This is a genomic window from Paracoccus sp. R12_2, from assembly GCF_017744015.1.
GTDB lineage: Bacteria > Pseudomonadota > Alphaproteobacteria > Rhodobacterales > Rhodobacteraceae > Paracoccus.
The window spans coordinates 1-25,730 of the sequence record NZ_JAGHRA010000003.1; the positions used below are offsets into that span (position 1 = coordinate 1).

General features: G+C 63.0%; 24 protein-coding genes, 1 tRNA gene and 1 pseudogene. 10 read left to right on the forward strand and 16 right to left on the reverse strand.

Annotation, left to right across the window (positions count from 1 at the left end):
- Positions 1 to 120 precede the first annotated feature (120 nt).
- From J7359_RS04390 to phaC, 7 genes and pseudogenes are all read right to left on the reverse strand, one after another.
- Positions 121 to 935 (reverse strand): annotated as a pseudogene (locus J7359_RS04390) (IS3 family transposase); the annotation flags it as partial.
- 200 nt (positions 936 to 1,135) lie between these two features.
- Positions 1,136 to 2,047, reverse strand: a complete 912-nt coding sequence (locus J7359_RS04395; RefSeq protein WP_209055343.1) for a three-Cys-motif partner protein TcmP — start codon at positions 2,045 to 2,047, stop codon at positions 1,136 to 1,138.
- Between the two features lie 27 nt (positions 2,048 to 2,074).
- Positions 2,075 to 2,833 (reverse strand): phage Gp37/Gp68 family protein, encoded by a 759-nt coding sequence (locus tag J7359_RS04400; protein WP_209055344.1) that lies wholly within the window; start codon positions 2,831 to 2,833, stop codon positions 2,075 to 2,077.
- Positions 2,834 to 3,214: 381 nt separating this feature from the next.
- Positions 3,215 to 3,304 (reverse strand) — tRNA-Ser (locus J7359_RS04405).
- Positions 3,305 to 3,343: 39 nt separating this feature from the next.
- Complete coding sequence (gene phaR / locus J7359_RS04410; protein ID WP_209055345.1) at positions 3,344 to 3,994, reverse strand: polyhydroxyalkanoate synthesis repressor PhaR; 651 nt, start codon at positions 3,992 to 3,994, stop codon at positions 3,344 to 3,346.
- Between the two features lie 164 nt (positions 3,995 to 4,158).
- A complete protein-coding gene (locus J7359_RS04415; RefSeq protein ID WP_209055346.1) occupies positions 4,159 to 4,611 on the reverse strand; it encodes a Phasin in 453 nt (150 codons plus the stop codon).
- Between the two features lie 189 nt (positions 4,612 to 4,800).
- Positions 4,801 to 6,573, reverse strand: coding sequence for a class I poly(R)-hydroxyalkanoic acid synthase (gene phaC / locus J7359_RS04420; protein ID WP_247740204.1), 1,773 nt, complete (start codon positions 6,571 to 6,573; stop codon positions 4,801 to 4,803).
- 577 nt (positions 6,574 to 7,150) lie between these two features.
- Here phaC and phaZ point away from each other — a divergent pair.
- Both phaZ and J7359_RS04430 read left to right on the forward strand, forming a co-directional pair.
- Positions 7,151 to 8,485 (forward strand): polyhydroxyalkanoate depolymerase, encoded by a 1,335-nt coding sequence (phaZ, locus tag J7359_RS04425; RefSeq protein WP_209055629.1) that lies wholly within the window; start codon positions 7,151 to 7,153, stop codon positions 8,483 to 8,485.
- Positions 8,486 to 8,553: 68 nt separating this feature from the next.
- Positions 8,554 to 9,036, forward strand: a complete 483-nt coding sequence (locus J7359_RS04430) for a pyridoxamine 5'-phosphate oxidase family protein (protein ID WP_209055348.1) — start codon at positions 8,554 to 8,556, stop codon at positions 9,034 to 9,036.
- Between the two features lie 38 nt (positions 9,037 to 9,074).
- On the opposite strand, the gene J7359_RS04435 is transcribed toward J7359_RS04430, so the two are convergent.
- The gene (locus tag J7359_RS04435; protein ID WP_209055349.1) at positions 9,075 to 9,824 is read right to left on the reverse strand and encodes an alpha/beta hydrolase; all 750 of its coding nucleotides are present in this window, start codon (positions 9,822 to 9,824) and stop codon (positions 9,075 to 9,077) included.
- A 184-nt stretch (positions 9,825 to 10,008) separates the two neighbouring features.
- On the opposite strand from J7359_RS04435, the gene thrS reads away from it, so the two are divergent.
- The 5 genes from thrS to J7359_RS04460 all read left to right on the forward strand — a co-directional run bounded on the left by thrS (position 10,009) and on the right by J7359_RS04460 (position 15,873).
- Positions 10,009 to 11,955 (forward strand): threonine--tRNA ligase, encoded by a 1,947-nt coding sequence (thrS, locus tag J7359_RS04440; RefSeq protein ID WP_209055350.1) that lies wholly within the window; start codon positions 10,009 to 10,011, stop codon positions 11,953 to 11,955.
- A gap of 210 nt (positions 11,956 to 12,165) precedes the next feature.
- Positions 12,166 to 12,372, forward strand: coding sequence for a cold-shock protein (locus tag J7359_RS04445; RefSeq protein ID WP_209055351.1), 207 nt, complete (start codon positions 12,166 to 12,168; stop codon positions 12,370 to 12,372).
- A gap of 136 nt (positions 12,373 to 12,508) precedes the next feature.
- Positions 12,509 to 13,975, forward strand: a complete 1,467-nt coding sequence (locus tag J7359_RS04450) for a class I adenylate-forming enzyme family protein (RefSeq protein WP_209055352.1) — start codon at positions 12,509 to 12,511, stop codon at positions 13,973 to 13,975.
- Positions 13,972 to 14,589, forward strand: coding sequence for a DsbA family oxidoreductase (locus J7359_RS04455; protein WP_209055353.1), 618 nt, complete (start codon positions 13,972 to 13,974; stop codon positions 14,587 to 14,589). The genes J7359_RS04450 and J7359_RS04455 overlap by 4 nt, the downstream gene beginning before the upstream one ends.
- Before the next feature lie 63 nt (positions 14,590 to 14,652).
- On the forward strand, positions 14,653 to 15,873 hold the full coding sequence (locus J7359_RS04460) for a multidrug effflux MFS transporter (RefSeq protein ID WP_247740193.1): 1,221 nt from the start codon (positions 14,653 to 14,655) through the stop codon (positions 15,871 to 15,873).
- On the opposite strand, the gene J7359_RS04465 is transcribed toward J7359_RS04460, so the two are convergent.
- The 4 genes from J7359_RS04465 to J7359_RS04480 form a co-directional block, all read right to left on the reverse strand.
- Entirely contained in the window at positions 15,832 to 16,518 is a 687-nt protein-coding gene (locus J7359_RS04465) for an AAA family ATPase (RefSeq protein WP_209055354.1), read from the reverse strand. The genes J7359_RS04460 and J7359_RS04465 overlap by 42 nt on opposite strands.
- Entirely contained in the window at positions 16,515 to 17,288 is a 774-nt protein-coding gene (locus tag J7359_RS04470; RefSeq protein ID WP_209055355.1) for an ATP-binding cassette domain-containing protein, read from the reverse strand. The genes J7359_RS04465 and J7359_RS04470 overlap by 4 nt, the downstream gene beginning before the upstream one ends.
- Entirely contained in the window at positions 17,285 to 18,340 is a 1,056-nt protein-coding gene (locus J7359_RS04475; RefSeq protein WP_209055356.1) for an ABC transporter permease, read from the reverse strand. Before J7359_RS04475 ends, J7359_RS04470 begins: the two co-directional genes overlap by 4 nt.
- Before the next feature lie 92 nt (positions 18,341 to 18,432).
- Positions 18,433 to 19,455: a sugar ABC transporter substrate-binding protein gene (locus J7359_RS04480; RefSeq protein ID WP_209055631.1), complete on the reverse strand. Its 1,023-nt coding sequence runs from the start codon at positions 19,453 to 19,455 to the stop codon at positions 18,433 to 18,435.
- 127 nt (positions 19,456 to 19,582) lie between these two features.
- On the opposite strand from J7359_RS04480, the gene J7359_RS04485 reads away from it, so the two are divergent.
- The 3 genes from J7359_RS04485 (at position 19,583) to rpsD (ending at position 22,946) form a co-directional block, all read left to right on the forward strand.
- On the forward strand, positions 19,583 to 20,695 hold the full coding sequence (locus tag J7359_RS04485; protein WP_209055357.1) for an ROK family transcriptional regulator: 1,113 nt from the start codon (positions 19,583 to 19,585) through the stop codon (positions 20,693 to 20,695).
- A 77-nt stretch (positions 20,696 to 20,772) separates the two neighbouring features.
- Positions 20,773 to 22,191: a xylulokinase gene (gene xylB / locus J7359_RS04490; protein ID WP_209055358.1), complete on the forward strand. Its 1,419-nt coding sequence runs from the start codon at positions 20,773 to 20,775 to the stop codon at positions 22,189 to 22,191.
- Positions 22,192 to 22,325: 134 nt separating this feature from the next.
- On the forward strand, positions 22,326 to 22,946 hold the full coding sequence (gene rpsD / locus J7359_RS04495; protein WP_209055359.1) for a 30S ribosomal protein S4: 621 nt from the start codon (positions 22,326 to 22,328) through the stop codon (positions 22,944 to 22,946).
- Positions 22,947 to 23,233: 287 nt separating this feature from the next.
- Here rpsD and rplT read toward each other — a convergent pair whose 3' ends face one another.
- The 4 genes from rplT to pyk form a co-directional block, all read right to left on the reverse strand.
- Positions 23,234 to 23,593: a 50S ribosomal protein L20 gene (gene rplT / locus J7359_RS04500; protein WP_209055360.1), complete on the reverse strand. Its 360-nt coding sequence runs from the start codon at positions 23,591 to 23,593 to the stop codon at positions 23,234 to 23,236.
- Positions 23,594 to 23,610: 17 nt separating this feature from the next.
- The gene (rpmI, locus tag J7359_RS04505; RefSeq protein WP_209055361.1) at positions 23,611 to 23,811 is read right to left on the reverse strand and encodes a 50S ribosomal protein L35; all 201 of its coding nucleotides are present in this window, start codon (positions 23,809 to 23,811) and stop codon (positions 23,611 to 23,613) included.
- Positions 23,812 to 23,927: 116 nt separating this feature from the next.
- Positions 23,928 to 24,158, reverse strand: coding sequence for a hypothetical protein (locus J7359_RS04510; RefSeq protein ID WP_209055362.1), 231 nt, complete (start codon positions 24,156 to 24,158; stop codon positions 23,928 to 23,930).
- A 35-nt stretch (positions 24,159 to 24,193) separates the two neighbouring features.
- Entirely contained in the window at positions 24,194 to 25,639 is a 1,446-nt protein-coding gene (pyk, locus tag J7359_RS04515; protein WP_209055363.1) for a pyruvate kinase, read from the reverse strand.
- Positions 25,640 to 25,730: the final 91 nt, after the last annotated feature.

Sequence of the window (25,730 nt, forward strand, 5' to 3'; positions counted from 1 at the left end):
TATGGAAGAGACCACTTCTTGACGGCGGAGCCCGCCTGGGCAACTATTCCAAAGGTATCCGGTCGCTCGGATGCCCCGTGATCTGACGTCTCAAACCGCGTCTTGTTCCCGAGCTAGGACGTTGTCGACTCGAATTGTCCTTGGGGCACCACGCCATTCGATGATCTGGTTCAGGGCTCGCACGACCCGTTCCGCAGGCAGTGAGAAGTCGACCTCAATGCCCAGTCCTTCGCGATTGAAGTCGTCCAAAACATTCAGCAGCCGGAACTGCCGCCCATCCCCCAGCCTGTCAGCCATAAAGTCCATCGACCACACTTCGTTTGGCGCCTCTGGAACCGCCAGTTCATCGGGTTTCTCCCGCTTCAGACGCTTGCGCGGCTTGATCCGCAGGTTCAGCTCCAGTTCGCGATAGATCCGATACACCCGCTTGTGGTTCCAGCCATGTCCCTGGACGTTACGCAGATACAGGAAGCACAGGCCAAAGCCCCAAGTCTTCTTCGCCGTCGTCAGCCCGAGGAGCAAATCGGCGATCTGCTCGTTCTCATCGTCCAGCTTCGGGCTATATCGATAGCACGTCTCGCTGACCTCGAACGCCCGGCACGCCAGCGCTATGCTGACGCCCTTCATCGCCACCGCTTTCACGGCCAACTCTCGGCGTTGAGCTGGCCGTATCATTTTTTTCCGAGCGCCTCCTTGAGCAGATCGTTTTGCATGCTGACGTCGGCGTACATGCGCTTCAGACGCCGGTTCTCCTCGGCCATCGCCTTCATCTCACTGATGAGACTGGCGTCCATGCCGCCATACTTTGCCCGCCACTTGTACAGCGTGGCGCTGCTCATCCCATGCTCGCGGCACAGCTCGGCGGCAGGCACACCGCCCTCCATCTGGCGCAGCACACCCATGATCTGGGCTTCTGTGTATCGTGTCTTCTTCATCGGAATCTCCTCAGTCATCCTGCCGAGAAAATTCTACTTCCGCATCCCGTTAAGATCGGGGGGGATTACCGCAGCATCGATGAGAGCCGATCGGCGGACGACCTGCTGCGCCACGACGCGATCTTTTCGATCGGTCTCGCCGTTCGGATGCTTTCAAGGCCTGCGTTCCGGCTCGGCTAGCAATCGGGGCCGCCAGCTGGTCATCGTCGAACGGACCGAGTCTTTGGTGGCGTGATCCGATCACCCTTCGCCAAGATGTAGTCGGCGATCTTGTGCCCGAGGGGATGGGGCCCCGCCCACAGCATGTAGTAGATCGGGACACCTCGCGTGTTCCTGACGACACTCGGTGTGGCGGCGTGGCCGAACAAGGTCTTCAGGCGGCCGACGTAGTGGTCAAGAAGCCGCTTGGCTGCATCGTCAACCTTGTGGCGGGTCGTATCCCCGAAGAGGTCGGTGCGCTCTGCATAGACGAGGCTCTCCCAGTCCGCACCGCCAAAGCAGCCGTTCAGCCCCGCGCGCCAACCATCCGGTATGTCGCCCGACCGGGTGATCAATCTGTTGATGGCCATTCCAAGCGGGAAATTGATGATCACCTCAAACCTCTTGGTTGACCCTAAGGCTGCGACGGTTTGCCAGTCCAGGTGGGGGCCATAAGGATCGAGGAAAGCAACGCCCCTTGTGTTCCGCCCTGCTATCCGCGGGACCAGCTTCTGGATCAATTCGTTCGCGTCGCCAACCTGAACGCTGATCTTTCGAGCCGGGTACTCGGTCCTCAGGCCCTCGAGAAGGGCCGCGCGCCCTGCATCTGCATCAAAGAAATGGTATTGGGTGAAGGGGTTTTCGAGGGCGAGGGCTCGGTGCGGGGAGCCTTCGATGAACTGCTCCTCGGACAGAACGAACTCGTCATCAAGAAGCTGAAGGTCTTCGTCATCAGCACCGGCCCAGGCGTCGCGGATTCTTGACCGTCCCGCGCCGGCGAATGCGTCGACGTAGACCAGTTCGAAGGACTGTTTCTTCAGCGCAATGGTGTAAGCGTGAAGATATGCCTCGAGGCCATCGAGCTTTTGCCGAGCCCATGGGCCAACGGTATTTTCAACATGCGATTTCTTCAATGATAGCGGTACTCCATGCGAAATGGTTCACGCTGAAATCTGATCGAGGATCGGCTTCGGGACGATTTGCCACGGAAAGCCGTTCCATTCCTCACCATCGAGCAGACGCCCGCCCGACTTCGGACGGGCGCCACCCCATTGTTTGAAGAAGAAAGCGACGTCGTCACGTTCGCAGATGTCCCGGATCTGGCGGGCCCAGCTTTCGTCCATGGGCCGAGCCCGGGGCCCGCTCTCCCCCCCGACGATGGCCCACGCGACGCCCTGCAGATCGACATCCCCGACCGGTCCGAGCAGCGGCTCGAACGAGATGAAGCGCGCGTCGGAATTGATCTGCTTCAGGTGCTCGATCCGGCTCGCGTGCGCGGCGTTCTCGACAGAAACGCCGAGCCAGATGTGCCGAGGGATCGGCCCTCCATCATATCGCTTCCGAACGTAGTTGCGCATGAGCGAGCTGCGCTTGGTCAGCACCTGGTAGACGTGCCAGTCCGCCTGCTCCATGGCGTCGAACACCGCGTCGATGAATGTACGGTCGATGTCCTTGTGGAAGAGGTCGCTCATCGAGTTCACGAAGATCATCCGCGGCTTTTTCCAGAGCACGGGCTGCTTCAGCCTCGACGGCCATAGTGTCAGGTCAAAGCCCTGCTCGTAGGGGTGTCCAGGGATCCCACGCCAGCGCTCTGCGAACCGCTCGGCGTAGCAGTTGTCACAACCGGGACCGACCTTGGTGCAGCCCGTCACCGGGTTCCACGTCGCGTCCGTCCATTCGATGTCTGACTTCTGGGCCAACTGCTCGCCTCACACTTTTTCACAACGGTAACACGCGGCTGACTCAGCACAAAGCACGAACAGCGGCTGGGGTGAGATTGGTCCCAGCTGCAGCCGAACCGCGGCGCAACGGGCGGGGTTCGATCTCTGTTCCATCCGCCATCCAGATGGATTTTCCAAATCGCGTGCATCACGGACTTCGAAAGATCACTTGAAAGCAATGACTTAAAGCTGTTCACCGGAAGCTCGGCGGTTAACAGGTCCGGAGAATATCGACCCGGAGAGAACGCGTGTGCGCCCTTCGGGACGTGGACCGGTTAACAGCCCCTCCCGCATAACCCTCGAAAACAACGGAAAAATCCGGCCGCAGCCGGATCAGGAGAACGCTTTCGCGAGGGCAAGTGGCGGAGCGAGAGGGATTCGAACCCTCGAGACGGTTTCCCGCCTACACACTTTCCAGGCGTGCGCCTTCGACCACTCGGCCACCGCTCCGACGGCGCCGGTCTAACGGGTGGCGCAAAGGCGTGCAAGTCAGAGATTTGAAATTCGCTTCTGAAGCTCGGCCAATTGACGGCGTATCTCGTCCATGTCCTGCTGATCGGACGGGTCAGAATCGGACGACTTCACGCGCGACTTGGCGGCGCCGTCAGGTCCAGGACGGGAACCGGGTCCATTCTGCCCTGCCTTCCCGGACGCGGGATCCGTGTCAAGATCCTCGGGTTCGGGGCCTGAAGCGCCGCCGTGCCAGCCCCCCATCATGGCCTTGAGGAACATGCGCTGCTGGCGCTGCATCGCGTCGAAGCCCGGCATGTTGGCCATCGGGTTCGGAATTGTCGCCATGTTCTCCATCAGCTTGGACTGGCCATCGCGCAACATCTCGAAGCTGGCGGCCAGGAACTGCGGCACCACGGATTGGGCACTGGTGGTATAGCTGCGCACCAGATCGGTCAGCACGTCTATCGGCAGGACATTCTCGCCCCTGCCCTCATGCTCGGCGATGATCTGCAACAGGTACTGCCGGGTCAGATCGTCGCCCGATTTCAGATCGACGATCTTCACTTCTCGACCATCGCGGATGAAGGACGCGATATCGTCCAGCGTCACATAGTCACTGGTTTCGGTATTATAGAGCCGCCGACTGGCATATCTCTTTATCAGCAGCGGCTTGGCGTCTGCGGGCATTTTCGGCCCCTCTTGCATTTCCTTTCGTGCATGATGGGTGCAGCACCGCGAAAAGGCAAAGAAAAATTATGCGCTGCCCGGCGGTTGCGCCGCGCCGCCCCTTCGCTACGAAAAAAGGGGACGGTCACCCGCCCCCTTTCAATGCTTCTACGCTGTAGCTGCGATTACTTCGCGGCAGCGCTGCTGGCTTTCTTGACAGCAGCCTGGGTTTCGCGCGTTGCCTTTTCGGCAGCTTTCTGCACGTCCGAGGACATGTCCTTGCCGGCGGTCAGCATCAGGTCGACGGTGTCCATCTGGACCTTCTTCGCGACTTCGGCGAAGGCGGCCATGTGTTCGGCAGCCACTTCAGCCGAGGCCGAAGCATAGTCGCTGAACGACTTGGCGTATTCGGAAGGCTCTTCCTTCACGACGGCCAGTTCGCCCATGCGCGAAATGCTGTCCTTGGCCCACTGGGCCGAAATCTCGGTCGAACGCTCGGCGGCGGTCAGGGCCACCTTGGCCAGACGCTCGCCCAGGGCGCTTTGCGATTTCATGGCGTCCTGCATCGACGAGGTGTCGATCGGGAAGTTCGCCATCATGTCCTGCATCGTCTTGGTGAAATCAGGGGTCTTTGCCATCTCGGTCACTCCTTTTGTCGCGGCCCCGTTCTTGGGAGGGGTAAGGCTGGCCGCGATCCATTAACGTACCGACAATATGCATGCTGCAGCGCGGCATTTCAACCCCGAATGCTGCGCTGCAGCAAAAAATTCACGTAGCATAGGCAGGTTCGTGCAAGCCTTTGGCAAGGTTGCATTCAAGACGGCTGTTCAGCCTGCGCGTTCATGAACATAGCTGCCTGGCGCCGGCAAGATCTCGCGTTCCGGCGTCCTTGCCGGCACCATTCTGCCGGCGCGCTCGGCCAGCCACTCGCCCCAACGGGGCCACCAGCTGCCCGCAACAAAACCGGCCGATTCGCGCCACGCCTCGTGCCCATGGTCGAAATCCGCGCCGCCGGCATAGTGGCCGTATTTCTTCTTGCTGGGCGGATTGACGATGCCCGCGATATGCCCGGACTCGGACAGAAGGAAGGTCTTGTCGGGCGCCCCCATCTGCGCGACCCCCCGCCAGCAATCCTTCCACGGCGCAATGTGGTCGCCTTCGCATGCCACGGAACAGAGCGGCGTCTTGACATCCGACAGATGAAGCCGGTGCCCCATCAGGTCGAAACCATCGGTGGCGAACGCGTTCTTCTGGCACAGAAAGCGCAGATACTGCATCGCCATCCGACCCGGCAGGTTGGTGCTGTCGCCGTTCCAGAACAGCAGATCGAATGCCGGCGGCGTCTCGCCCAGCATGTAGCTGCGCACTGCCGGCCCCCAGACCAGATCATTCGCCCTCAGAAAGCTCATCGTGCGGGACATCAGCTGCGCGCGCAGCAGGCCGTGGCGCTGAACCTCGTCCGCGATGCCGTTGACGAAATCGTCCTGCAGGAAGGTCGTGAATTCTCCCTGATCCGAGAAATCGGTCAATGTCGTGAACAATGTCGCAGCATTCACGCGATCATCGCCGCGCTTGTTCAGCAGCGCCAGTGTCAGCGCCAGCGTGGTTCCGGCGATGCAGTATCCGACCACGTTCAGCTTGGGCTGGCCGGTCAGTTCGCGGACCTTGTCCATCGCATCCAGATAGGCGGCGATATAGTCCTCCATGCCAATATCGGCATAGCTGGTGTCCGGATTCTTCCAACTGACCACGAACAGCGTATGGCCCTGATCCAGCAGCCAGCGGATCAGGCTGTTCTGCGGCTTCAGATCGAGAATGTAGAACTTGTTGATCCAGGGCGGGAAGATCATCAGCGGCAGTTCGTGAACCTGATCCGTCGTCGGCTTGTACTGGATCAGTTCCAGAAGCGGGGTCCTGTGCACGACGCTGCCCTCGGCGGTGCCGATGTTTTCGCCCACGGTGAAGGCATCCGTATCGGCCAGGGACACGATCATCTCGCCACCGTGCTGCTCGACATCGCGCACCAGGTTTTCCAGCCCGCGCACAAGGCTTTCGCCTTCGGTCTCAATGGCCTTTTCAAGCGCGTCCGGATTCGTTGCCAGAAAATTGGTGGGGGACATCATGTCGACGACCTGCTTGGTCATCCAGTCCACCCTGCGCCGGGCGACCTGATCGGGCAGTTCCAGTTCGGCAGAGGCATCCTGCAGCGCGCGCGCGTTGATCAGATACTGGTTCTTGACGAAGTTGAAGTAAGGATGGCTTTGCCAAAGCGGGTTCTGAAACCGCTTGTCCGCCGGTGCGTCATCATCGGGGGCGGTCAGTTGCCCGCGTGCAAGCGCAAGCTGGGCGCGCGTGTAGTGCTTCAGCGTTTCGCCCCAATAGGATACCTGCTGTTCGATCACGCGCGCCGGCTGTTCGGCCAGCGCCTTCATCCACGCCCCGGCTGCCGTCATCATCAACTCGGGGCCCGGCGCCTCGACGCCCGGATTGGGCAGCGCGCGTTCACTCAGTGCGGTCACCAGTCGATGCCCCAATGCCTCGATACGCTCGATATTCTCGGCAAGCCTGCGGGCGGTCGGCGCGCTGCCCGCCATGAACATCGCCTCGGCGGCCTCGGCAGCGGTCTGTGCGCCCGAACCGATGTCGGGCGTTTCGTCTGTCTGTCGCGCCTCTGCGTCGCTTGCAGCCGATGACGCAGCCTTGGTGACCGAGGGCTCGGCCTTGGGTCGCGCGGTCTTTAGGCTTCGCACCGGCCTATCGGGTTTTTGCTGCACCGCAGCATCGGCTGCTTCGCTGGCCCTTGCCGTTGCCTTCGGCGTCGGATCTGCGGCGCGGCTACGGGGCTTGGAGGCCGGTTTCGGCGATGTCGCTGCGGTCGCCTTCTTGGCGTCCGACCCACGGCGTCGCGTGGCTTTCGCGCCCGCTTCCGTCTTGCCATTATCTTCAGGCTTCAAAGGCTTTCCGGAAGTTGCTTTTCGGCCAGTCTGACGAGTTGGCTTCTTTCCCGTCGGGCCCGTCTCGCTTGCCATATCGCAATTCTCCCCCTAAAAACACTATGATCATACGCGCAGGGCAGGCGCAGGGTAAACCCGGCTTATGCCGACACCTTCACCCTTCACCGGCCACACGAAACGCGCTGCGGCGCAGCAAATGGTGGATCGAATGCCGATGAAAGGAATCAAGGGAATCGTGTCCTACGACGCGATGGAAACGATTCGGAACACCAACGAATGGCTGGGCGCCACCGCGCGCGCCCTTGGGTCGTATCCCGCATTCGCGCTGATCCCCCACCCCGCCATCAAGGTTCTCAGCGCCTGGGGCCGCGTCACCGAACGCAGCTTCTCGCGCATGGTCATCAAGCCCGACTGGGAAATCCCGCCCATCGCCGGCGAAGACGGCCAGGACCACATCGTCTATGTCGAGCCGGTGATGCGCCGGGCCTTTGGTGACCTGATCCATTTCCGCGTTGCCCGGCGCGAGACCAGTCCGCGCAAGGTGCTGCTTGTCGCGCCCATGTCGGGGCACTACGCCACCTTGATGCGGTCCACCGTCACGTCGCTTCTTCCCGATTGCGAAGTATATGTCACCGACTGGCACAACGCCCGCGATATCCCTGTCAGCGAAGGCAAGTTCGATATCGAGGACTATACAAGTTATCTGGTCGACTTCATCAAGCATCTGGGGCCTGACACCAATGTCGTCGCCGTCTGCCAGCCGGCACCGCTGGCATTGGCCGCGACCGCGATGCTTGCCGAGGAAGATCCCGGTTCGCAGCCACGCACCCTGACGCTGATCGGCGGTCCGGTCGATCCGGACGCCGCCGCGACCGAGGTCACAGATTTCGGCAATCGCATGACGATGGGCGAGCTTGAGCATCTTGCCATCCAGTCCGTCGGCTTCAAGTATCGCGGGGCCGGCCGCATGGTCTATCCGGGGCTTGCGCAGCTGTCGTCCTTCATCGCCATGAACGCCGAGACGCATGCGCGCGCCTTCATCGACAAGATTTTCAACGAGGCCCGCGGGACCGGCACCGAAGGCGACAGGCACAACAAGTTCTATGACGAATACCTGGCCGTCATGGACATGACGGCCGAGTTTTACCTGTCCACGGTCGAGCGGATCTTCAAGAATCTGGAAATCGCGCAGAACCGGTTCACGGTAAACGGCAAACCCGTCGATATCGGCAAGATCAGCGATGTCGCGATCATGACCGTGGAAGGCAGCAATGACGACATCTCGGCGCCCGGTCAGTGCGTCGCCGCGCTAGATCTGTGCACCGGCGTTCCGGCCGAAAAGAAGCAGCAGCACCTGGAATCCGGCGCGGGTCACTATGGCATCTTCGCCGGGAAATCCTGGCGCCTGAATATCCGGCCGCTGGTGCTGGACTTCATCGACGAGAACATGGCGGTGCCGGATTCGATCCGTCCCAAGCGTCGGCGGGCGCGCGGCGGGACAGCCGCGGATTGCGGCGCAAGCGATCCTGTTGGCGACAGCGGCAAGATTGCCGTCTGATCGCCGGAACCCGGTCCTGAGGGAAAAGTTGATACCCGAAACCGCCTGACGCGGCACGGAGATCGAACATGACCGACACACAGGATCTGCATCAGGCTTTTTGGGATCGCCTGGACAGCCTTAATGCCGGAATGCTGGGCCTGTCCGATGACAGACGCTTCATCCCGATGTCACACTACACCGATCGCGACGCGGGCAAGCTGTGGTTCATCACCGCCAAGGAAACCGACTTGGCCAAATCCCTTTCCGGGTCGGAACGCGATGCGATGCACATTGTCTGCGACAGCGGCAAGGGACTGTTCGCGCGGATCGAAGGGCGACTTTCACTGGCTGATGATCCGGCAAAGCTGGATGAATTGTGGAATGCGGTCGCGTCCAGCTGGTTCGAGGATGGCCGCGACGACAGCGATATCCAGTTGCTGCGGTTCGATCTTGCGACGGCCGAGACATGGATCACGGGCGGCAGCATGGCGTTCCTGTACCAGATCGCCAAATCCGAGGCGACTGGCGACAAACCCGACCTGGGCGAACACATCACGCTGAACTTCTGATCGGCGGCCGATTTGGCGCAAACAGCGCCGTGGACGGATCAGCCTATGTCGTCAAGGATGTCCTCGACGGTCTGGGTCATCAGATCAAGGCACTCGGGTGTCGAGAACCGGTGATCCGCGCCTTTCACAAGGGTCAGCCGCAGGTCGTCCGCGTCGGCATGATCCAGCAGTTGCAAGGCCCATGACACCGGCACATCGTCGTCCGCGGTCCCTTGCAGCAACCTGACCGGAAATGGCAGGCGCAGCGGACCGTTCAGCACCAGGTGATCGCGGCCGTCCTCGATCAGCCGACGGGTAATGACATAGGGCTGGTCGTCGTAGTCGCTTGGCAGTTCCAGCCGACCCTGCGCCATCAGGGTGGCACGCTGCGTGTCATCGAACCCCGCCCAGAACCCCCGCTCGGTGAAATCAGGCGCGGCTGCCACGGTAACCAGCCCGGCAACGCGCTGCGGCAGCGCGCGCGCGATCAGCAGTCCGATCCATCCGCCCATGCTGGACCCGACCAGCAGCTGCGGCCCGTCGGTCAAGGCCTCGATCACGGCGCGGGCATCGTCCGCCCATTCGCCGATACAACCTTCCTCGAAGCTGCCACTGCTGTCGCCGTGCCCGGAATAGTCGAAGCGCAGGAAGGCGCGGCCCGAACGTTCGGCCCAGTTCTGCAGATGCATGGCCTTGGTGCCGGTCATGTCGGATTTGAACCCGCCCAGAAACACCACCCCCGGCCCCCTGCCCGCAAGCCTGTGATAGGCGATCCGGCGACCGTCGCGCGTGGTCAGAAATTCGCTCATGCTGATGTCTCCGTCTCTGCTGTCCCGCCAACGGGGTCGGACCCAGTGATACGCGATCCTGTGGCCGAACAGAACCGCCATGCCGCCCCTGTTCTTGACAGCCGGCGCGCCCGGGTTCATGACAGCCACCGACATAACCCGCAGCCGGGCGTTCCGTGGGCGCCAAACCGACGAGGAGGACATGATGTCCCAGATTTCCCTGACCTTTCCCGATGGAAATTCGCGCGACTATCCCGCCGGCATCACCGCCGCCGAGGTCGCCGAAAGCATCGCGCCAAGCCTTGCGAAACGCGCAATTTCCGCCAGCCTGGATGGCCGCCATGTCGATCTGGCCTGGCCCATCAGCGACAGCGGCAGCATCGCGATCCACACCATGAAGGACGAGGCGCAGGCGCTGGAACTGATCCGCCACGACTTTGCCCATGTCATGGCGCGTGCCGTTCAGGACATCTGGCCCGATGTGAAAGTGACGATCGGCCCGGTTCGCGATCATGGCTGGTTCTATGATTTCGACCGCGCCGAGCCGTTCACGCCCGAAGATCTTGGCCAGATCGAGGCCAGGATGAAGCAGATCATCGCCGCGCGCGATCCGGTCCGCAGCGAAGTCTGGGATCGCGACCGCGCCATCGCGCATTACAAGGCGGCGGGCGAGCCGTTCAAGCTGGAGCTGATCGACCGCATCCCCGAGGGCGAGGATCTGCGCATGTACTGGCACGGCGACTGGCAGGATCTGTGCCGCGGCCCGCATCTGCAGAACACTGGCCAGCTGCCCGCCGACGCCTTCAAGCTGACCCATATCGCCGGCGCCTATTGGCTGGGCGACGCCAGCCGTCCGATGCTGCAGCGCATCTATGGCGTGGCATTCCGCAACAAGGACGATCTGAAGGCCCACCTGCACATGCTGGAAGAGGCCGCCAAGCGCGACCACCGCAAGCTGGGCCGCGAGATGGACCTGTTCCACATGCAGGAAGAGGCGCCGGGCCAGATCTTCTGGCATCCGAACGGCTGGAACATCTATGTCACGCTGCAGGACTACATGCGCCGCAAGCAGCGCGCCGATGGCTATGTCGAGGTCAACACCCCGCAGGTGGTCAGCCGGAAATTGTGGGAAGAATCAGGGCACTGGGACAACTATCAGGAAAACATGTTCATCGTCGAAGTCGATGAGGAACACGCCAAGACCAAGACCATCAATGCCCTGAAGCCGATGAACTGCCCCTGCCATGTGCAGGTCTTCAATCACGGGCTGAAATCCTATCGCGACCTGCCCTTGCGCATGGCCGAATTCGGGTCCTGCAACCGCTATGAGCCGTCGGGCGCGCTGCACGGCATCATGCGGGTGCGCGGCTTTACCCAGGACGACGCCCATATCTTCTGCACCGAGGGCCAGATCGAGGCCGAGACCAGGAAGTTCATCGACTTCCTGGCCGGGATCTATGCCGACCTGGGGTTCGAAGGCTGGCGCATCAAGCTGTCCACTCGTCCCGAGAAGCGCATCGGATCCGAGGAAAGCTGGGACCGTGCCGAGTCGGCACTTGGCAATGCCTGCAAGGCCGCTGGCCATGATTTCACGATCTTTCCGGGCGAAGGCGCCTTTTACGGCCCCAAGCTGGAATTCGTGCTGACCGATGCAATCGGGCGCGATTGGCAATGCGGCACGCTGCAGGTGGACCCGAACCTGCCCGAACGGCTTGATGCGGAATATGTCGGCCAGGACGGCGCCAAGCACCGCCCCATCATGCTGCATCGCGCGGTGCTGGGCAGTTTCGAGCGCTTCATCGGCATCCTGATCGAGAACAGCGCCGGCAAGCTGCCCTTCTGGCTGGCCCCGCGCCAGGTCGTCGTCGCCTCGATCGTTTCGGACGCGGATGACTATGTCGCCGAGGTGATCAGGGCGCTGCGCGAAGCCGGTATCCGCGCCGAGGCGGACACAAGGAACGAGAAGATCAACTACAAGGTCCGCGAGCATTCAGTGGCGAAAGTGCCCGCAATCCTTGCCATCGGCATGAAAGAAGTGGAAGATCGGTCCGTGTCGATGCGTCGGCTGGACAGCCAGGGCAGTCGCACATTGTCGCTTTCCGAAGTGACGGAATTGCTGAAAGTCGAGGCCACGCCACCCGATCTGCGCTGAAAAGTGCCGATGTTACGCAAGTTTCACATCCGCAGGGCAGCCTGCGGGCGTTTCCTGCTTGCGTTTCTTGATGATTCGTTCATCCTCACCCTTGCGTGAGCGAAGACTTTCTACCGCCTCCCTTCGAAGATGGGCAGCCGGAAGACCGAAAGCGGGCTGCACGGCCTGACGCAATCCTGCGTCGGGAGAGACTTGAAGGAGAGAACGGTTATGGCGACCGGAACGGTGAAATGGTTCAACGCCACCAAGGGCTTTGGATTTATTGCCCCCGATGAGGGCGGCAAGGATGTCTTCGTGCATATCTCGGCGGTTGAACGCGCCGGACTGACGGGACTGCAGGACAACCAGAAGATCTCGTACGAGCTGCAGTCGGGACGTGACGGCCGCGCCTCGGCCAGCGATCTGAAGCTGCTCTGATCCAGCCTGACAGCACACATGACGGCCCGCCCGCGCGGGCCGTTTTTCGTTGACCAGACCTGCCGCCTGACACTCCGCTACCACGGAACAGGCATGTTTGCCCCCAAAGCGCGCGAGGTCCGCAAGGAGAGCGGTCGTGAACCTGGCAGAGGAAGTGCTGCGCGCGGGCAGCGCGCATCCCGAAAAGCTTGCATTGTCGATCATCGGTCCCGCGCGGGCCGAACGTTGGTCCTATTCCCGGCTGATTTCGGCGGTGCGAGGCACGGCGACCGGATTGCTGCGCGCGGGACTGAACCCCGGCGACCGGATGTTGATGCGCCTGGGAAACCGTCCGGCGTTTCCGGTCGCCTATCTTGGCGCGATCACCGCCGGGATCGTGCCGATACCGACTTCCGCAATGCTGACCAAGCGCGAGATCACGGCACTGGCGGACGAGACAGCCCCGGCGCTGGTGGTCGCGGGCGACGGGATTGCCCTGCCCGACCATCCCGCGCCGGTTCTGGACGAAGCTGCGCTGGCCGGATTTGCCGATCTTCCACCTGCCGGTTTCGCGCAATCCTACCCTGAGGGATTGGCCTATATCGTCTATACCTCCGGCAGTTCCGGCAAGCCCCGTGCGGTCATGCACGCGCATCGCGCGATCATGGCGCGCCGGATGATGTTTCAGGGCTGGTACGGCCTGACGTCGCGCGACCGGATGCTGCACGCCGGTGCCTTCAACTGGACCTTCACGCTGGGAACCGGACTGCTGGACCCGTGGACGGTCGGCGCGACCGCGCTGATCCCGACCGAAGGCACATCGCTGGAACAGATCCCGCTGCTCGCCGCGCGACATGGCGCGACAATGCTTGCGGGCGCGCCGGGCGTCTTTCGCCGCATACTGCGGGCGGACTGGCGACCGATCCCGACCTTGCGCCATGGGCTTGCTGCGGGCGAGCGGCTGGACCCGGCGCTGCGCGCGGACTGGCAGGCAAGGACCGGCACTGATCTGCACGAAGCGATGGGCGCGTCCGAAATCTCGACCTTCATCTCGGGCAGCCCGGATCGCCCCGCGCCATCGGGAACCGCCGGTTTCCCGCAGACGGGGCGCAATGTCGCCATCCTGTCCGATGACGGCCAGCCGATGCCACCGGGGCAGCCCGGCGCGCTTGCGGTGCGTCGCGACGATCCGGGCCTGTTTCTGGGTTACCTGGATCAGCCCGACGAAACTCGCGCACGCTTTCGGGGCGCCTGGTTCCTGACCGGGGACCAGGCGCGAATGGATGCTGCGGACGCAATCGTTGTCCTGGGGCGTCAGGACGACATCATGAACGCGGGCGGGTTCCGCATCGCCCCGGCAGAGATCGAGGAATTTCTGGCCAGCCACCCCGACGCCGGAGATGTCGCCGCGATCGAACTGCCGGTGGGTCCGGGAAACAGCATCATCGCGGTGTTATGGACCGGCCCCGCCGCCCCGTCCGATCTGCGCGCACTGGCCGAATCCGGCCTGGCGCGATACAAGCAGCCGCGCGACTATATCCGGCTGGACGCCCTGCCCCGGACGCCTACCGGCAAGATCAACCGCCGCGCCCTGCGCGAACAATACCGCAAGGACCGACCATGATCCCGCTGGACATCTTCGCCGATCCCGTCTGCCCGTGGTGCCTGATCGGCAAGCTGGAACTTGACCGCGCGCTGGAAAGCCGCCCTGACCATCCCTTCGCAGTGGCATGGCATCCATTCCGGCTGAACCCGCAGATGCCACCGGATGGCATGGACCGCATCGAATATCTCAGGGCCAAGCTGGGCGACAACATGGAGCAGGCTTCCCGTGCCGTCGCTGAACGGGCCGCCGGGCTGGGGCTGACGCTGAACCCCTCGTCGCGAGAGCCGGATACGACCGACGCGCACCGTCTGATGCACTGGGCGGGGCTGGAAGGCGCCCAAAGCCGGGTGATGTCGGGACTGTTGCGCGCCCACTGGCAAGAGGCGCGTGACATCGGTGATGCGTCTGTGCTGGCCGACATCGCTGGCGGTGCGGGACTGGACCGGGCCATGATCGCGCATCTGCTGGAGGGCGACGCCGACCGCGAGGAAATTGCGCTGCGCGAAAACCATGCGCGGGAACGCGGCATCTCGTCGGTGCCGACCTTCATCGTCGCCAATCATCATGCCGTATCCGGTGCGCAGCCTGCAGCCCTGTGGCAGCAGGTCGTGGACGAGTTGACGGGCGCCTGACCCAATACTTGCACAGCGTGCAAAATGGGATTAAGGCCATCACCTGACCGATAGGTGTTTCCGATGTCTCATGCCGCTTCCTTTCAGCAGACGCCGCTGCGCCGTCTGCCCATGCCCGAATTCATCGCGATGCTGGCCTTCCTTTTCGCCACGATCGCGTTCTCGATCGATGCGATGCTGCCGGCGCTGCCTGATATCGCCGCCGAGCTGACACCTGACAACGTCAACCGCGCGCAGCTGATCCTGACGGTCTTCGTCGCGGGAATGGGCGTGGGCACGCTGTTCGCCGGTCCCATATCCGATGCCATCGGGCGCAAGCGAGCCATCACGATCGGCTTCGGGATCTACGCCGCCGCGACAGTAATCGCGATCTTCGCCAACTCGATCGAAATGCTGCTGGTGGCGCGTTTCGTCCAGGGGCTTGGTGCATCAGGTCCGCGGATCGTCGGCCTGGCGCTTGTGCGCGATCTTTACGCCGGGCGCGAGATGGCGCGGATCACCAGCTTCGTGATGATGGTCTTCATCATCGTGCCCGCCCTTGCGCCCTCGATCGGCGCGGGCATGATCTATCTGGCGGGCTGGCATGGCGTGTTCATCGGCTTCTTGCTGTTCGCGCTGATCGGTTGCAGCTGGCTGAACTTGCGCCAGTCCGAAACGCTGCCGCCCGAACGCCGCCGTCCGCTGCGCGCAGGCCCCCTGCGCGAGGCCGCCCGCGAGGTGCTGACCAGCCGCCATGTCATGTTGTGCACGCTGATCCTGACTCTGGGGTTCGGCCAGATGTTCGGGCTTCTGTCATCGGCCCAGCAATTGTTCGGCGAAGCTTACGGCAAGGGCGATGCGTTCCCGGCCTGGTTCGCGGCGATGGCGCTGCTGTCGGGATCGGGCACGATCCTGAACGCGACCTTCGTCACCCGGTTCGGCATGCGCCGCATCGCGAAATGGGCATACATCATGCAGACCTGCGTCAGCGCCACCATGCTGATCTTGCTGCTGAGCGGGGCGCTGCCCCCGGCGCTGCATTTTCCGGCGTTCTTCGTCTGGTGCGTCAGCGTGTTCTTCATGGCGGGCGTCACATTCGGGAACCTGAACGCGCTGGCATTGCAATATATGGGCCATATCGCGGGGATGGCCGCATCCATCGTCGCCGCGATCTCGACCGTGCTCGCGACCCTGATCGCGGCACCGGTCGGTCAGCTGTACAACGGGACCGCGCTGCCGGTCGTTGCGGCGACGCTGATCTGTTCAGGCCTCGCCTGGTTCATGATGCGCTTTCTGACCGACTAGCGTCACGTCGGCGGCGCGTGACTGCGCCGCCACCAGCCGCGCATTGCGAAGGTCATTTTCAAGATGCGCGGCCACGGCATCGGGCGACTTGCCAAGACCTTGCCAGCGTTGCGTCAATCGGCGCCGCAATTCGTCCTCGGGCACGTTCAGCGACACTGTCAGATCATATTTGACCTGATCCCACGGGCTTTGGTCCAGCAGCAGATAGTTGCCTTCGATCACAATGACCCGATCCGTGTCGCGCACCACGCCCGCACCCGCGATGGCGATTTCGCGGCTTCGGTCGAAGACCGGATAGAACACCTCGGACCCCGGCACCGCCATACGCGACGCCAGCGCGGCGAACCCGCTGGCATCGAACGTCTCGACGGCGCCTTTGCGGTCACGCAAACCACGCGCATCAAGGATCCGATCATCCAGATGGAAGCCGTCCATCGGTACCAACGCCGCCCGATCCACACGCGCGACCAGCGACGCGGCCAGGGTGGACTTGCCTGATCCGGGCGGTCCGACCACCGCGATGATGACGCGCGGGCCGGACAGGGACGCAAGCCGCTGGATCAGCGCCCGACCTTCCCCGTTCTGGAAAAAAGTCGCGGCAAGGTCGAAGGACGGGGGACACAGCCCCCCTTCCCCATCCGTCATGCAGCCACCCCTTCGGGCAGCTTCGCGCCCGTCATGTAGGCCACCGCATCCGACATCGTGTGTTCTTTCGGGTTGATCACGCACAGCCGCTTGCCAAGCCGATGGATGTGAATGCGATCGGCCACCTCGAAGACATGCGGCATGTTGTGACTGATCAACACGATCGGAATACCGCGCGACTTGACGTCAAGGATCAGGTCCAGCACGCGCCGGCTTTCCTTCACCCCCAGCGCCGCGGTCGGCTCGTCCAGGATGATGACGCGGCTGCCGAATGCGGCGGCCCGCGCCACCGCAACGCCCTGACGTTGCCCGCCAGAAAGCGTTTCGACCGGCTGGCTGATGTTCTGGATCGTCATCAGTCCCAGTTCGGACAACTTGTCGCGGGCGAACTTGTCCATCGCCGGCTTGTCCAGCATGCCGAACCACTTGCCCATGATCCCTGATCTGCGGATCTCGCGACCCATGAACATGTTGTCCGAAATCGACAGGGCGGGCGACAAGGCCAGCGTCTGATAGACGGTCTCGATCCCTGCCTTGCGTGCGGCCAGCGGGCTGTCGAAGCTGACCGGCTTGCCGTTCAGGCGAATCTCGCCCTCGTCGGGTTGCACGGCCCCCGAGACGGCCTTGATAAGGCTGGACTTGCCGGCACCGTTGTCGCCGATCACAGCCAGGATCTCGCCCGGATAGAGATCGAAATCGGCGTGGTCGATGGCGGTCACCCGGCCATAGCGCTTGACGATGTTGCGGGCTGTCAGAAGCGGTTCGGTCATGACGAAATCTTCCTGATCCATTGGTCCACAGCGACGGCGACGATGATCAGCCAGCCGGTTGCGAACAACTGCCACAGAACGTCCACACCGGCGAGGCGCAGACCCGAATTGAAGACGCCGACGATCAGCGCACCGATCAGCGGACCCATGATCGAACCACGGCCGCCGAACAGTGAGATGCCCCCGATCACCACGGCCGTGATCGACTCAAGATTGGCCTCGAAGAAAGAGGTCGGGCTGACCGATCCGACGCGCCCGATCGACGACCACGCCGCCAGTGCGCAGATGAAGCCGGCCGCCATATAGACCGACAACAGCACGCGCTTGGTCTGGATGCCAGCCAGGGCGGCGGCCTCGGGATCGTCGCCGACGGCATAGACGCGACGCCCCCACGCGGTCTTGTTCAGCGCATACCACAGCACGATGAACACGATCAGCATCAGCACGACGCCATAGGTCAGCACCGCCCCGCCCAGATTGAAGCGTTCACCGAAGAACTTCAGCAGCGGCGCCTCGGCATCCAGTGTCTGGCTGCGGATCGTCTCGCGGCCCGACAGATAATAATTCAACGCAAGGAAGATATTCCATGTCCCCAGCGTCGTGATGAAGGGCGGCAGCTTTAGCCGCGTGACAAGCATGCCGTTCAGCGCACCGGTCAACAGGCCGCAACCCATGCCCAGAACGATCGCTATGGGAACCGGAATGCCCAGATCAAGGGACAGGCGCCCCATGACCACGGAAATCATCACCATCACCGCACCCACCGACAGGTCGATACCAGCGGTCAGGATCACCAGCGACTGCGCCGCGGCCAGGGTGCCGACCACCGCGACCTGCTGCATGATCAGCGACAGGTTGAAGGCCGAGAAGAAGTTGGGCGAGATCAGCCCGAAAGCGATCAGTGACAGCACCAGCACGATGACCGGCACCATGGTTGGGAAACGGTGCAGGAAATGCTGCACCCGGTCCAGCAGTCCACGAGAATGATGCTCGAATGAGGCGACCGTCTCGCTGGAATTGCGCTCGACCACGGGATCAGGGGCGTCCGACATGGGGCTCTCCGTCCGGATGTGGATGATGGGACGGCGGCGCCTTGCGCCGCCGTCGCTCGACGACAGATGGTGAAAGTCTCAGACCCGGGCGATCAGCCCCAGCACTGGTCCAGGCCGTCCTGAACGCTGATCGAGGACACGCCATCGACCGGCTGATCGGTCACAAGATTGACGCCGGTATTGGTGAAATCCAGACCCTCGCTGGTTTTCGGCTTGGTGCCGTCCTTGGCGAAGGCCGCAATCGCCTCGATGCCCATCGACGCCATTTTCAGCGGGTATTGCTGCGATGTCGCGCCGATGATGCCTTCCTGCACATTCTGCACGCCAGGGCAGCCGCCGTCGATCGACACGATCAGTGCATCGCCTTCCTTGCCAAAGGATTTCAGCGCCTCATAGGCCCCGGCTGCGGCGGGTTCATTGATCGTATAGACGAGGTTGATGGCGGGATCCTTCTGCATCAGCGCCTCCATGGCCTGACGCCCGCCCTCTTCGTTGCCCGAAGTCACTTCGTGGCCGACGATCCGGGCATCATCCTCGTCACCGATCTGCGACTTATCCTTCACATCGATGCCGAAACCTTCCATGAAGCCCTGATCGCGCAGCACGTCCACCGATGCGCCGCGTTCGGACAGGTCGAGGAAGGCGATCTTCGCGTCCGCAGCGGCATCGCCCATCTTGCCTTTGGCCCAGGCCCCGATCAGCCGACCGGCCTCGTAATTGTCGGTCGCGAAGGTGGCGTCGGCCGCGTCGATCGGATCCAGCGGCGTATCCAGGGCAATCACCAGAATGCCGTTGTCCTGCGCCTGCTTGACAGAATCCACAATCGCCTTGGTATCGGACGCGGTGATCATGATCCCCTTGACGCCCGCCGCGATGCAGCTTTCCATCGCCTGCTGCTGGGTTTCGTGATCGCCGTCGATCTTGCCGGCAAAGGTCATCAGTTCGACCCCAAGTTCCTGCGCCTTGGCGCTGGCACCTTCCTTCATTTTCACGAAGAAGGGGTTGATGTCCGTCTTGGTGATCAGACAGGCCTTAACCGGCTCTTGCGCCTGTGCCAGACCAGCGCTGAGCGCCAGTGCGGACGCGGCTGCCGACATACGGAATACGTGCTTCATGTTCATTAGAATTGCTCCTCCACCACAAGCGGGACCTCTGCCCGCCTTGACTTCACAAAGCACGAGAAGATTTCACTTGTCAATAATTCAATTACGTTGATTAATGCAGGAAGGGAGGATCGAGATCATGTCGAACACGCGCATCACGGGCGGAATCTTCAGCCGGAACGAGCGCCTGATCCTGTCCCTGATCCGCAAACGCGGTCCGATGCCTCGCGCGGCATTGGCGCAGGCGACCGGGCTGTCCGCCCAGGCGATCACGAATCTCAGCAGAAAGCTGATCGAAAACGGATTTCTTGCCGAGGAAGACGTCGTGCGGGGCAAGGTCGGCCAGCCTTCCACGCCCCTCTCCCTGGCGCCTGACGGCGCGCTTTTCATCGGCCTGAAGCTGGGTCGCCGATTGGCTGAACTGGCGCTTGTCGATTTCGCCGGACAGGTAAAACTTCATCGACAGGAGATATACCCGTTTCCGGAACCGGACAGGGTTCTGGCCTTCGCCCGCCACGGGATTGCCACATTCCAGTCCAACCTGACACAGGCCGCACGGGACCGAATCGCAGGCCTGGGCATCGCGACCCCGTTTCGCCTGTGGGACTGGGGCGACGAGATGGCCGCATGGCAGGATCACGACCTGCGCGCGGAACTGGCCGCGGAACTGCCGTTTCCGGTGTTCCTGGAAAACGACGCGACCACCGCCTGCGGCGCAGAGCTGGTGTTCGGACAACGGCCCCTGCCCGCCGATTTCCTGCACATCTATATCGCGCATTTTCCCGGCGGCGGGCTGGTTCTGGACGGCAAGCTTCGCTTTGGTCCGCAGCGCAATGCCGCCGCGCTTGGCTCTATCCTGGTGCCCGACGGTGGCCAGCTTCTGGACCGCGCATCGGTCGCATCGCTGGAAACGCGGCTTGGACGGTCGCTGCACCCGGACGATTCGGCCTGGGATGTCCCCGAACGGGCCGAGGCCGAATGGGCCGCCCAGGCGGGCCGCGCCCTGGCCTTTGTTTCCCTGGCTGCGGCATCGATCGTGGATCTTCCGCTTGTGGTGATCGACGGTGCGGTGCCGCATGCGACCCGGACGCGGCTGGTCGAGGCAACGCGCACAGCACTGATCGACATGCCGCGAGAAGGGATCGACCCGCCCGAGGTGATCGAGGGCAGCCTGGGCCGCAATGCCCGCGTCCTGGGTGCCGCTGCACTGCCGCTGTCGCATTTCTTTCAGCCCGACGGCCAGCTTGGCTGAGGCGACATCTGGCATCTGGCCCTCAAATGTCCCAAAGTCGCGCCAATCATGGCCGCGCGGCATACGGAGGGACGATCATGTATCTGGGAATCGATCTGGGCACGTCAGGGGTAAAGGTCGTTCTGATCGACGATGCGCAGGCCGTGCTGGGGACCGGCCACGCGACACTTGGCGTTCAGACACCGCGTCCGGGCTGGTCCGAACAGACGCCGCAGGACTGGATCGACGCAACCCGCGCGGCAATCGCGGACCTGAACCAACCGCTGCACAAGGTTGCCGGGATCGGCCTGTCCGGTCAGATGCACGGTGCCGTCTGCCTTGATGCATCAGATAACGTGCTGCGCCCCGCGATCCTGTGGAATGACGGCCGCGCCGCCGACGAGGCGGTTGCGCTGGACGCCGATCCGCGATTTCACGACATCACCGGCAATCTGGTCTTTGCGGGGTTCACGGCGCCGAAGCTGGTCTGGATGCAGCAGCACGAACCCGACCTTTTCGCCCGGATCCGCCGCGTCCTGCTGCCCAAGGACTATCTGCGGCTTTGGCTGACCGGCGAGGCGATCAGCGACATGTCCGACGCTTCGGGCACGTCATGGTTCAGTCCGGCCAAACGTGACTGGTCAGACGATCTTCTGGCAGCCACCGGAATGGACCGCAGCATGATGCCCGCCCTTGCCGAGGGCAGCGAGGTCGCGGGCCACCTGCGTTCCGACACCGCGGCCGAGTTGGGCCTGCCCGCCGGCATCCCGGTGGCAGGTGGCGCAGGCGACAACGCCGCCACCGCGATCGGGGCCGGAATCACCGGGCCGGGCCCGGGGCTGGTCTCGCTGGGAACATCGGGGGTGATCTTTGCAGCGACGGACCGATTCCTGCCGGCGCCCGAAACGGCGATTCATGCCTTCTGCCACGCCTTGCCGGGCCAGTGGCACCAGATGGGTGTGATCCTGTCCGCCGCAGGCTGCCTGGAATGGTGGTCGGGCATCTGCGGCCGTCCCGCGCCCGATCTGCTGGCCGAACTTGGCACGGATGTCGGTCAGCCCGGCCGCATCGCCTTCTGGCCCTATCTGTCGGGCGAGCGGACACCGCTGAACAACCCGGCTCAGCGGGCGGGCTTTACCGGCATGTCCGGACGCAGCGACCGCGCCCAGATGACCCGTGCCGTGCTGGAAGGGGTGGCCCTGGCGCTGGCCGAGAACATGGCCGCGCTGACCGCTGCCGGGGGCGGCGCGGACTCGTTGATTGCAATGGGCGGTGGCGCGCGGTCCGACCTGTGGCTGGGAATGCTGGCACAGGCGACCGGCGTGCCGGTGCTGCGGCCGGCGGGCGCCGAAACCGGCGCAGGCTTCGGCGCGGCACGTCTGGCGCTGATGGCTGCCACCGGTGCAGGCTCGGACGCCATGACACCGCCCGACATCGCGGCCCGTTTTGACCCCGATCCCGCCCTTTTGCCTGGCTGGTCCGAGGCACTGGCAAGGCTGCAGGAACAGCGCGCCTGAAACACCTGTTGACACCGGGCATCAGGCGTCTATAAGCGCGCACTTCATTGGTGTTGGTGGCTCCCGCGAGGGATTCCCTGTCAGGCTTCTGCCAAAGGACAACGCCCTTTTGAAACAACAAAAGGAGATCAGCCGTGACCAAACGCACGTCTGCCAAGTACAAGATCGACCGCCGCATGGGCGAAAACATCTGGGGTCGCGCCAAATCCCCGGTGAACCGCCGCGAATACGGCCCCGGTCAGCACGGCCAGCGCCGCAAGCAGAAACTGTCCGACTTCGGCACCCAGCTGCGCGCCAAGCAGAAGCTGAAGGGTTACTATGGCGATCTGACCGAAAAGCAGTTCCGCCGCATCTATGCCGAGGCCGAGCGCGTCAAGGGCGATACGGGCGAGAACCTGATCGGCCTTCTGGAGCGTCGTCTGGACGCTGTCGTCTATCGGGCGAAATTCGTGGCGACCATCTTCGCCGCCCGCCAGTTCGTGAATCACGGCCATGTCGAGGTGAACGGTCAGCGCGTGAACATCCCGTCCTACCGCGTCAAGGAAGGCGATGTCATCTCGATCCGCGAGCGTTCGCGTCAGCTGGCCATCGTGCTGGAAGCCGTGGGCTTGCCCGAGCGTGACGTTCCCGACTATCTGGACGCCGACCACAACAAGATGACCGCGACCTTTGTCCGCACGCCGTCGCTGGGTGATGTGCCCTACGCCGTGCAGATGGAACCGAACCTGGTCGTCGAATTTTACGCGAAGAACTGATCTTCGCCTTCATCCCGATGAACGAAAGGCCGCATCCCCGGATGCGGCCTTTTGCATTGCGGGGCCTCTTGGACCGCGTATGGCAGCCCTCTGTCTGCTCTGCGGCAGGCCTTCCCCCTGCCCCTCGGCCTTCCGGTCGCTATCGCTCGGCCTAGCGCCGCTCATGGCATGCCCCGGAACTTCTTGTCGTCAACTCGCGCGTCCCTGTTCCGTGGGATGCGAGATGAAGATACGAAAAGGCCCGCCCCTTTCGGGACGGGCCTTTGCAAAGAACAGCCATGCCGTGATCAGGCGGCGGCTTTCGCCTTTTCGACGATCGCGCCGAACGCTTCGGGCTCGTTCACGGCCAGATCGGCCAGAACCTTGCGGTCCACCTCGATACCCGCTTTCGACAGCAGGTTGATGAAACGCGAATAGGTCATGTCGGCGTCGAAGGCACGCACACCGGCGTTGATCCGCTGGATCCACAGCGCGCGGAAGTTGCGCTTGCGGTTCTTGCGGTCGCGGGTGGCGTACTGGTTTGCCTTGTCTACGGCCTGCGTCGCGGTACGGAAGTTCCGCGAGCGGTTGCCGTAATAGCCCTTGGCCTTTTCAAGGACCTTCTTGTGGCGGGCGTGGGTGACCTTGCCGGATTTAACTCGTGCCATTGTTCAGTCCTCGGGGTTCAGCGGTTGTAGGGCATGTATTTCTTGACGATCTTGGCATCCGCGTCGCACAGGACGGTGGTGCCGCGCGCGTCACGAATGAACTTCGTGGTACGCTTGATCATGCCGTGGCGCTTGCCGGCCTGAGAGGCCTTGACCTTGCCCGAGGCCGTCATCGAGAACCGCTTCTTGGCGGCCGATTTGGTCTTCATCTTCGGCATTTTCATCTCCTTCGTAACAGAGTGAACACGCGACTCGGCAATGCCATTCCGGCCGGCCGCGCGGGTAGGAAGCGCGCCGTATAAGGGCACGCAGAGGAATTGGCAAGAGGGTCAGATCAGGGTGCGCTGCCCTGCGCCTCTTCGACAACATGATCCCAGGCCGAAACGATGTCGTTTGTCTGGAATGGCTCGGGGTTCAGATACGCGCCCGCGAACAGCGCGACGATCCCGATAATCAGCGTGATCACCGCGGCACGCGGCGGTCGGGTCTGCACAAGCTGCACGATGGCAACAACCACCGAGATCAGGCACAGCGCAACGCCGGCCAGCAGCAGATAATCGGACATGGAACGCACCCGCTTTTGTCTATGGTCAGGCGGGTCTATTCCGGATCGGTGGCGTAAATCAACCGCTCGTCGCACGGCGCGATGCGCAGGATGTTCGTCGTGCCCGGCACATTGAAGGGCACCCCTGCCATCACCACGACCTGACGCGTTTCGTCGGCGAAGCCGAAATCACGCGCCGCGCGGGTCGAATTCACCACTGCTTCCTTGAAACGGCTGAGGCGGCCGGTCTTGACGCAATGGGTGCCCCAGGTCAGGACCATCCGGCGAAGAACGGTATCGACAGGGCTCATCGCCAGGATCGGCACACGCGGGCGTTCACGCGCCACCAGTCCGACGGTCGTGCCGGATTGCGTGAAGGCGCAGATCGCGGCGATATCGGTCGTCTCGGCGATCTCGCGTGCTGCGGTCACGATGGCGTCTGCAACGCTGTGCAGCTTGGCCGCGCGCGACGCCTCGATGATGGCGCGATAGTTCGGATCCGCCTCGACCGAGCGGGCGACGCTGTCCATCGTCGTCACGGCCTCGACCGGATAGGAGCCCGCCGCGCTTTCGGCAGACAGCATCACCGCATCGGCTCCTTCGTAGATGGCATTGGCCACATCGCTGACCTCGGCACGGGTCGGCATCGGGCTGTCGATCATGGATTCCAGCATCTGCGTGGCCACGATCACAGGCTTGGCTGCCGCACGGCAGTGCCGGACCAACCGCTTCTGGATTGGCGGAACCGAGTGGACGGGCAGTTCCACGCCCAGATCGCCGCGGGCCACCATGATCCCGTCGGACACTTTCAGGATCTCGTCGAAGGCACGCACGGCGGCGGGCTTTTCGATCTTCGACAGCACGGCCGCGCGGCCCTTTGCCAGAAGCCGGGCTTCTTCGACGTCCTCCGCACGCTGCACGAACGACAGCGCCAGCCAGTCCACCCCCAGTTCGCATGCGAATTCCAGATCCGCCCGGTCCTTGTCGGACAACGCCGCCAGCGGCAGGACAACATCGGGCACGTTCACGCCCTTGCGGTCGCTGATCGTGCCGGGGACGGTCACGGTGCAATTTGCAAAGTCGGGACCGCATTCATCCACCGTCAGGCGGATCTTGCCGTCGTTGACCAGCAGTTCGCTGCCCGGCTCAAGCGCCTGGAAAATCTCGGGGTGCGGGAGCTGGACCCGGGTCGAATCGCCCTTGGCCGTGTCCAGGTCGAAGCGGAACTTGTCGCCCACTTCCAGATCATGCGCGCCCGCCTCGAACGGCCCGACGCGCAGCTTGGGTCCCTGAAGGTCGGCCAGGATGGCGATGGGCCGACCTGTTTCGGCCTCGATCTCGCGGATCGTGGCGTGCCGGGCGCGGTGATCGTCATGGCTGCCATGGCTCATGTTCAGGCGGAACACGTCGGCACCCGCGTCGAACAGCGCCCGGATCATCTCCTTGCTGCTTGACGCCGGCCCCAGTGTCGCCACGATCTTCACATTGCGATGTCGTCTCATCGTCCGCCCCTCTGCGTTCGGCCCATACAGGCTCCGGATCTCCGGTTAGCGCTATCAATGCCACAACAGGCCCCTTGCGGCAACTGGTGTC

What these genes read in the sequence shown, in the direction of transcription:
- phaR (WP_209055345.1), bottom strand. Translation starts at nt 3,994, where the DNA reads ATGCCCGCAGACGCCAAGCCGCTGCTGATAAAGAGATATGCCAGTCGG.
- J7359_RS04415 (WP_209055346.1), bottom strand. Translation starts at nt 4,611, where the DNA reads ATGGCAAAGACCCCTGATTTCACCAAGACGATGCAGGACATGATGGCG.
- phaC (WP_247740204.1), bottom strand. Translation starts at nt 6,573, where the DNA reads ATGTTCATGGCGGGCAGCGCGCCGACCGCCCGCAGGCTTGCCGAGAAT.
- J7359_RS04430 (WP_209055348.1), top strand. Translation starts at nt 8,554, where the DNA reads ATGACCGACACACAGGATCTGCATCAGGCTTTTTGGGATCGCCTGGAC.
- J7359_RS04435 (WP_209055349.1), bottom strand. Translation starts at nt 9,824, where the DNA reads ATGAGCGAATTTCTGACCACGCGCGACGGTCGCCGGATCGCCTATCAC.
- thrS (WP_209055350.1), top strand. Translation starts at nt 10,009, where the DNA reads ATGTCCCAGATTTCCCTGACCTTTCCCGATGGAAATTCGCGCGACTAT.
- J7359_RS04445 (WP_209055351.1), top strand. Translation starts at nt 12,166, where the DNA reads ATGGCGACCGGAACGGTGAAATGGTTCAACGCCACCAAGGGCTTTGGA.
- J7359_RS04455 (WP_209055353.1), top strand. Translation starts at nt 13,972, where the DNA reads ATGATCCCGCTGGACATCTTCGCCGATCCCGTCTGCCCGTGGTGCCTG.
- J7359_RS04460 (WP_247740193.1), top strand. Translation starts at nt 14,653, where the DNA reads ATGTCTCATGCCGCTTCCTTTCAGCAGACGCCGCTGCGCCGTCTGCCC.
- J7359_RS04465 (WP_209055354.1), bottom strand. Translation starts at nt 16,518, where the DNA reads ATGACGGATGGGGAAGGGGGGCTGTGTCCCCCGTCCTTCGACCTTGCC.
- J7359_RS04470 (WP_209055355.1), bottom strand. Translation starts at nt 17,288, where the DNA reads ATGACCGAACCGCTTCTGACAGCCCGCAACATCGTCAAGCGCTATGGC.
- J7359_RS04475 (WP_209055356.1), bottom strand. Translation starts at nt 18,340, where the DNA reads ATGTCGGACGCCCCTGATCCCGTGGTCGAGCGCAATTCCAGCGAGACG.
- J7359_RS04480 (WP_209055631.1), bottom strand. Translation starts at nt 19,455, where the DNA reads ATGAAGCACGTATTCCGTATGTCGGCAGCCGCGTCCGCACTGGCGCTC.
- J7359_RS04485 (WP_209055357.1), top strand. Translation starts at nt 19,583, where the DNA reads ATGTCGAACACGCGCATCACGGGCGGAATCTTCAGCCGGAACGAGCGC.
- xylB (WP_209055358.1), top strand. Translation starts at nt 20,773, where the DNA reads ATGTATCTGGGAATCGATCTGGGCACGTCAGGGGTAAAGGTCGTTCTG.
- rplT (WP_209055360.1), bottom strand. Translation starts at nt 23,593, where the DNA reads ATGGCACGAGTTAAATCCGGCAAGGTCACCCACGCCCGCCACAAGAAG.
- rpmI (WP_209055361.1), bottom strand. Translation starts at nt 23,811, where the DNA reads ATGCCGAAGATGAAGACCAAATCGGCCGCCAAGAAGCGGTTCTCGATG.
- J7359_RS04510 (WP_209055362.1), bottom strand. Translation starts at nt 24,158, where the DNA reads ATGTCCGATTATCTGCTGCTGGCCGGCGTTGCGCTGTGCCTGATCTCG.
- pyk (WP_209055363.1), bottom strand. Translation starts at nt 25,639, where the DNA reads ATGAGACGACATCGCAATGTGAAGATCGTGGCGACACTGGGGCCGGCG.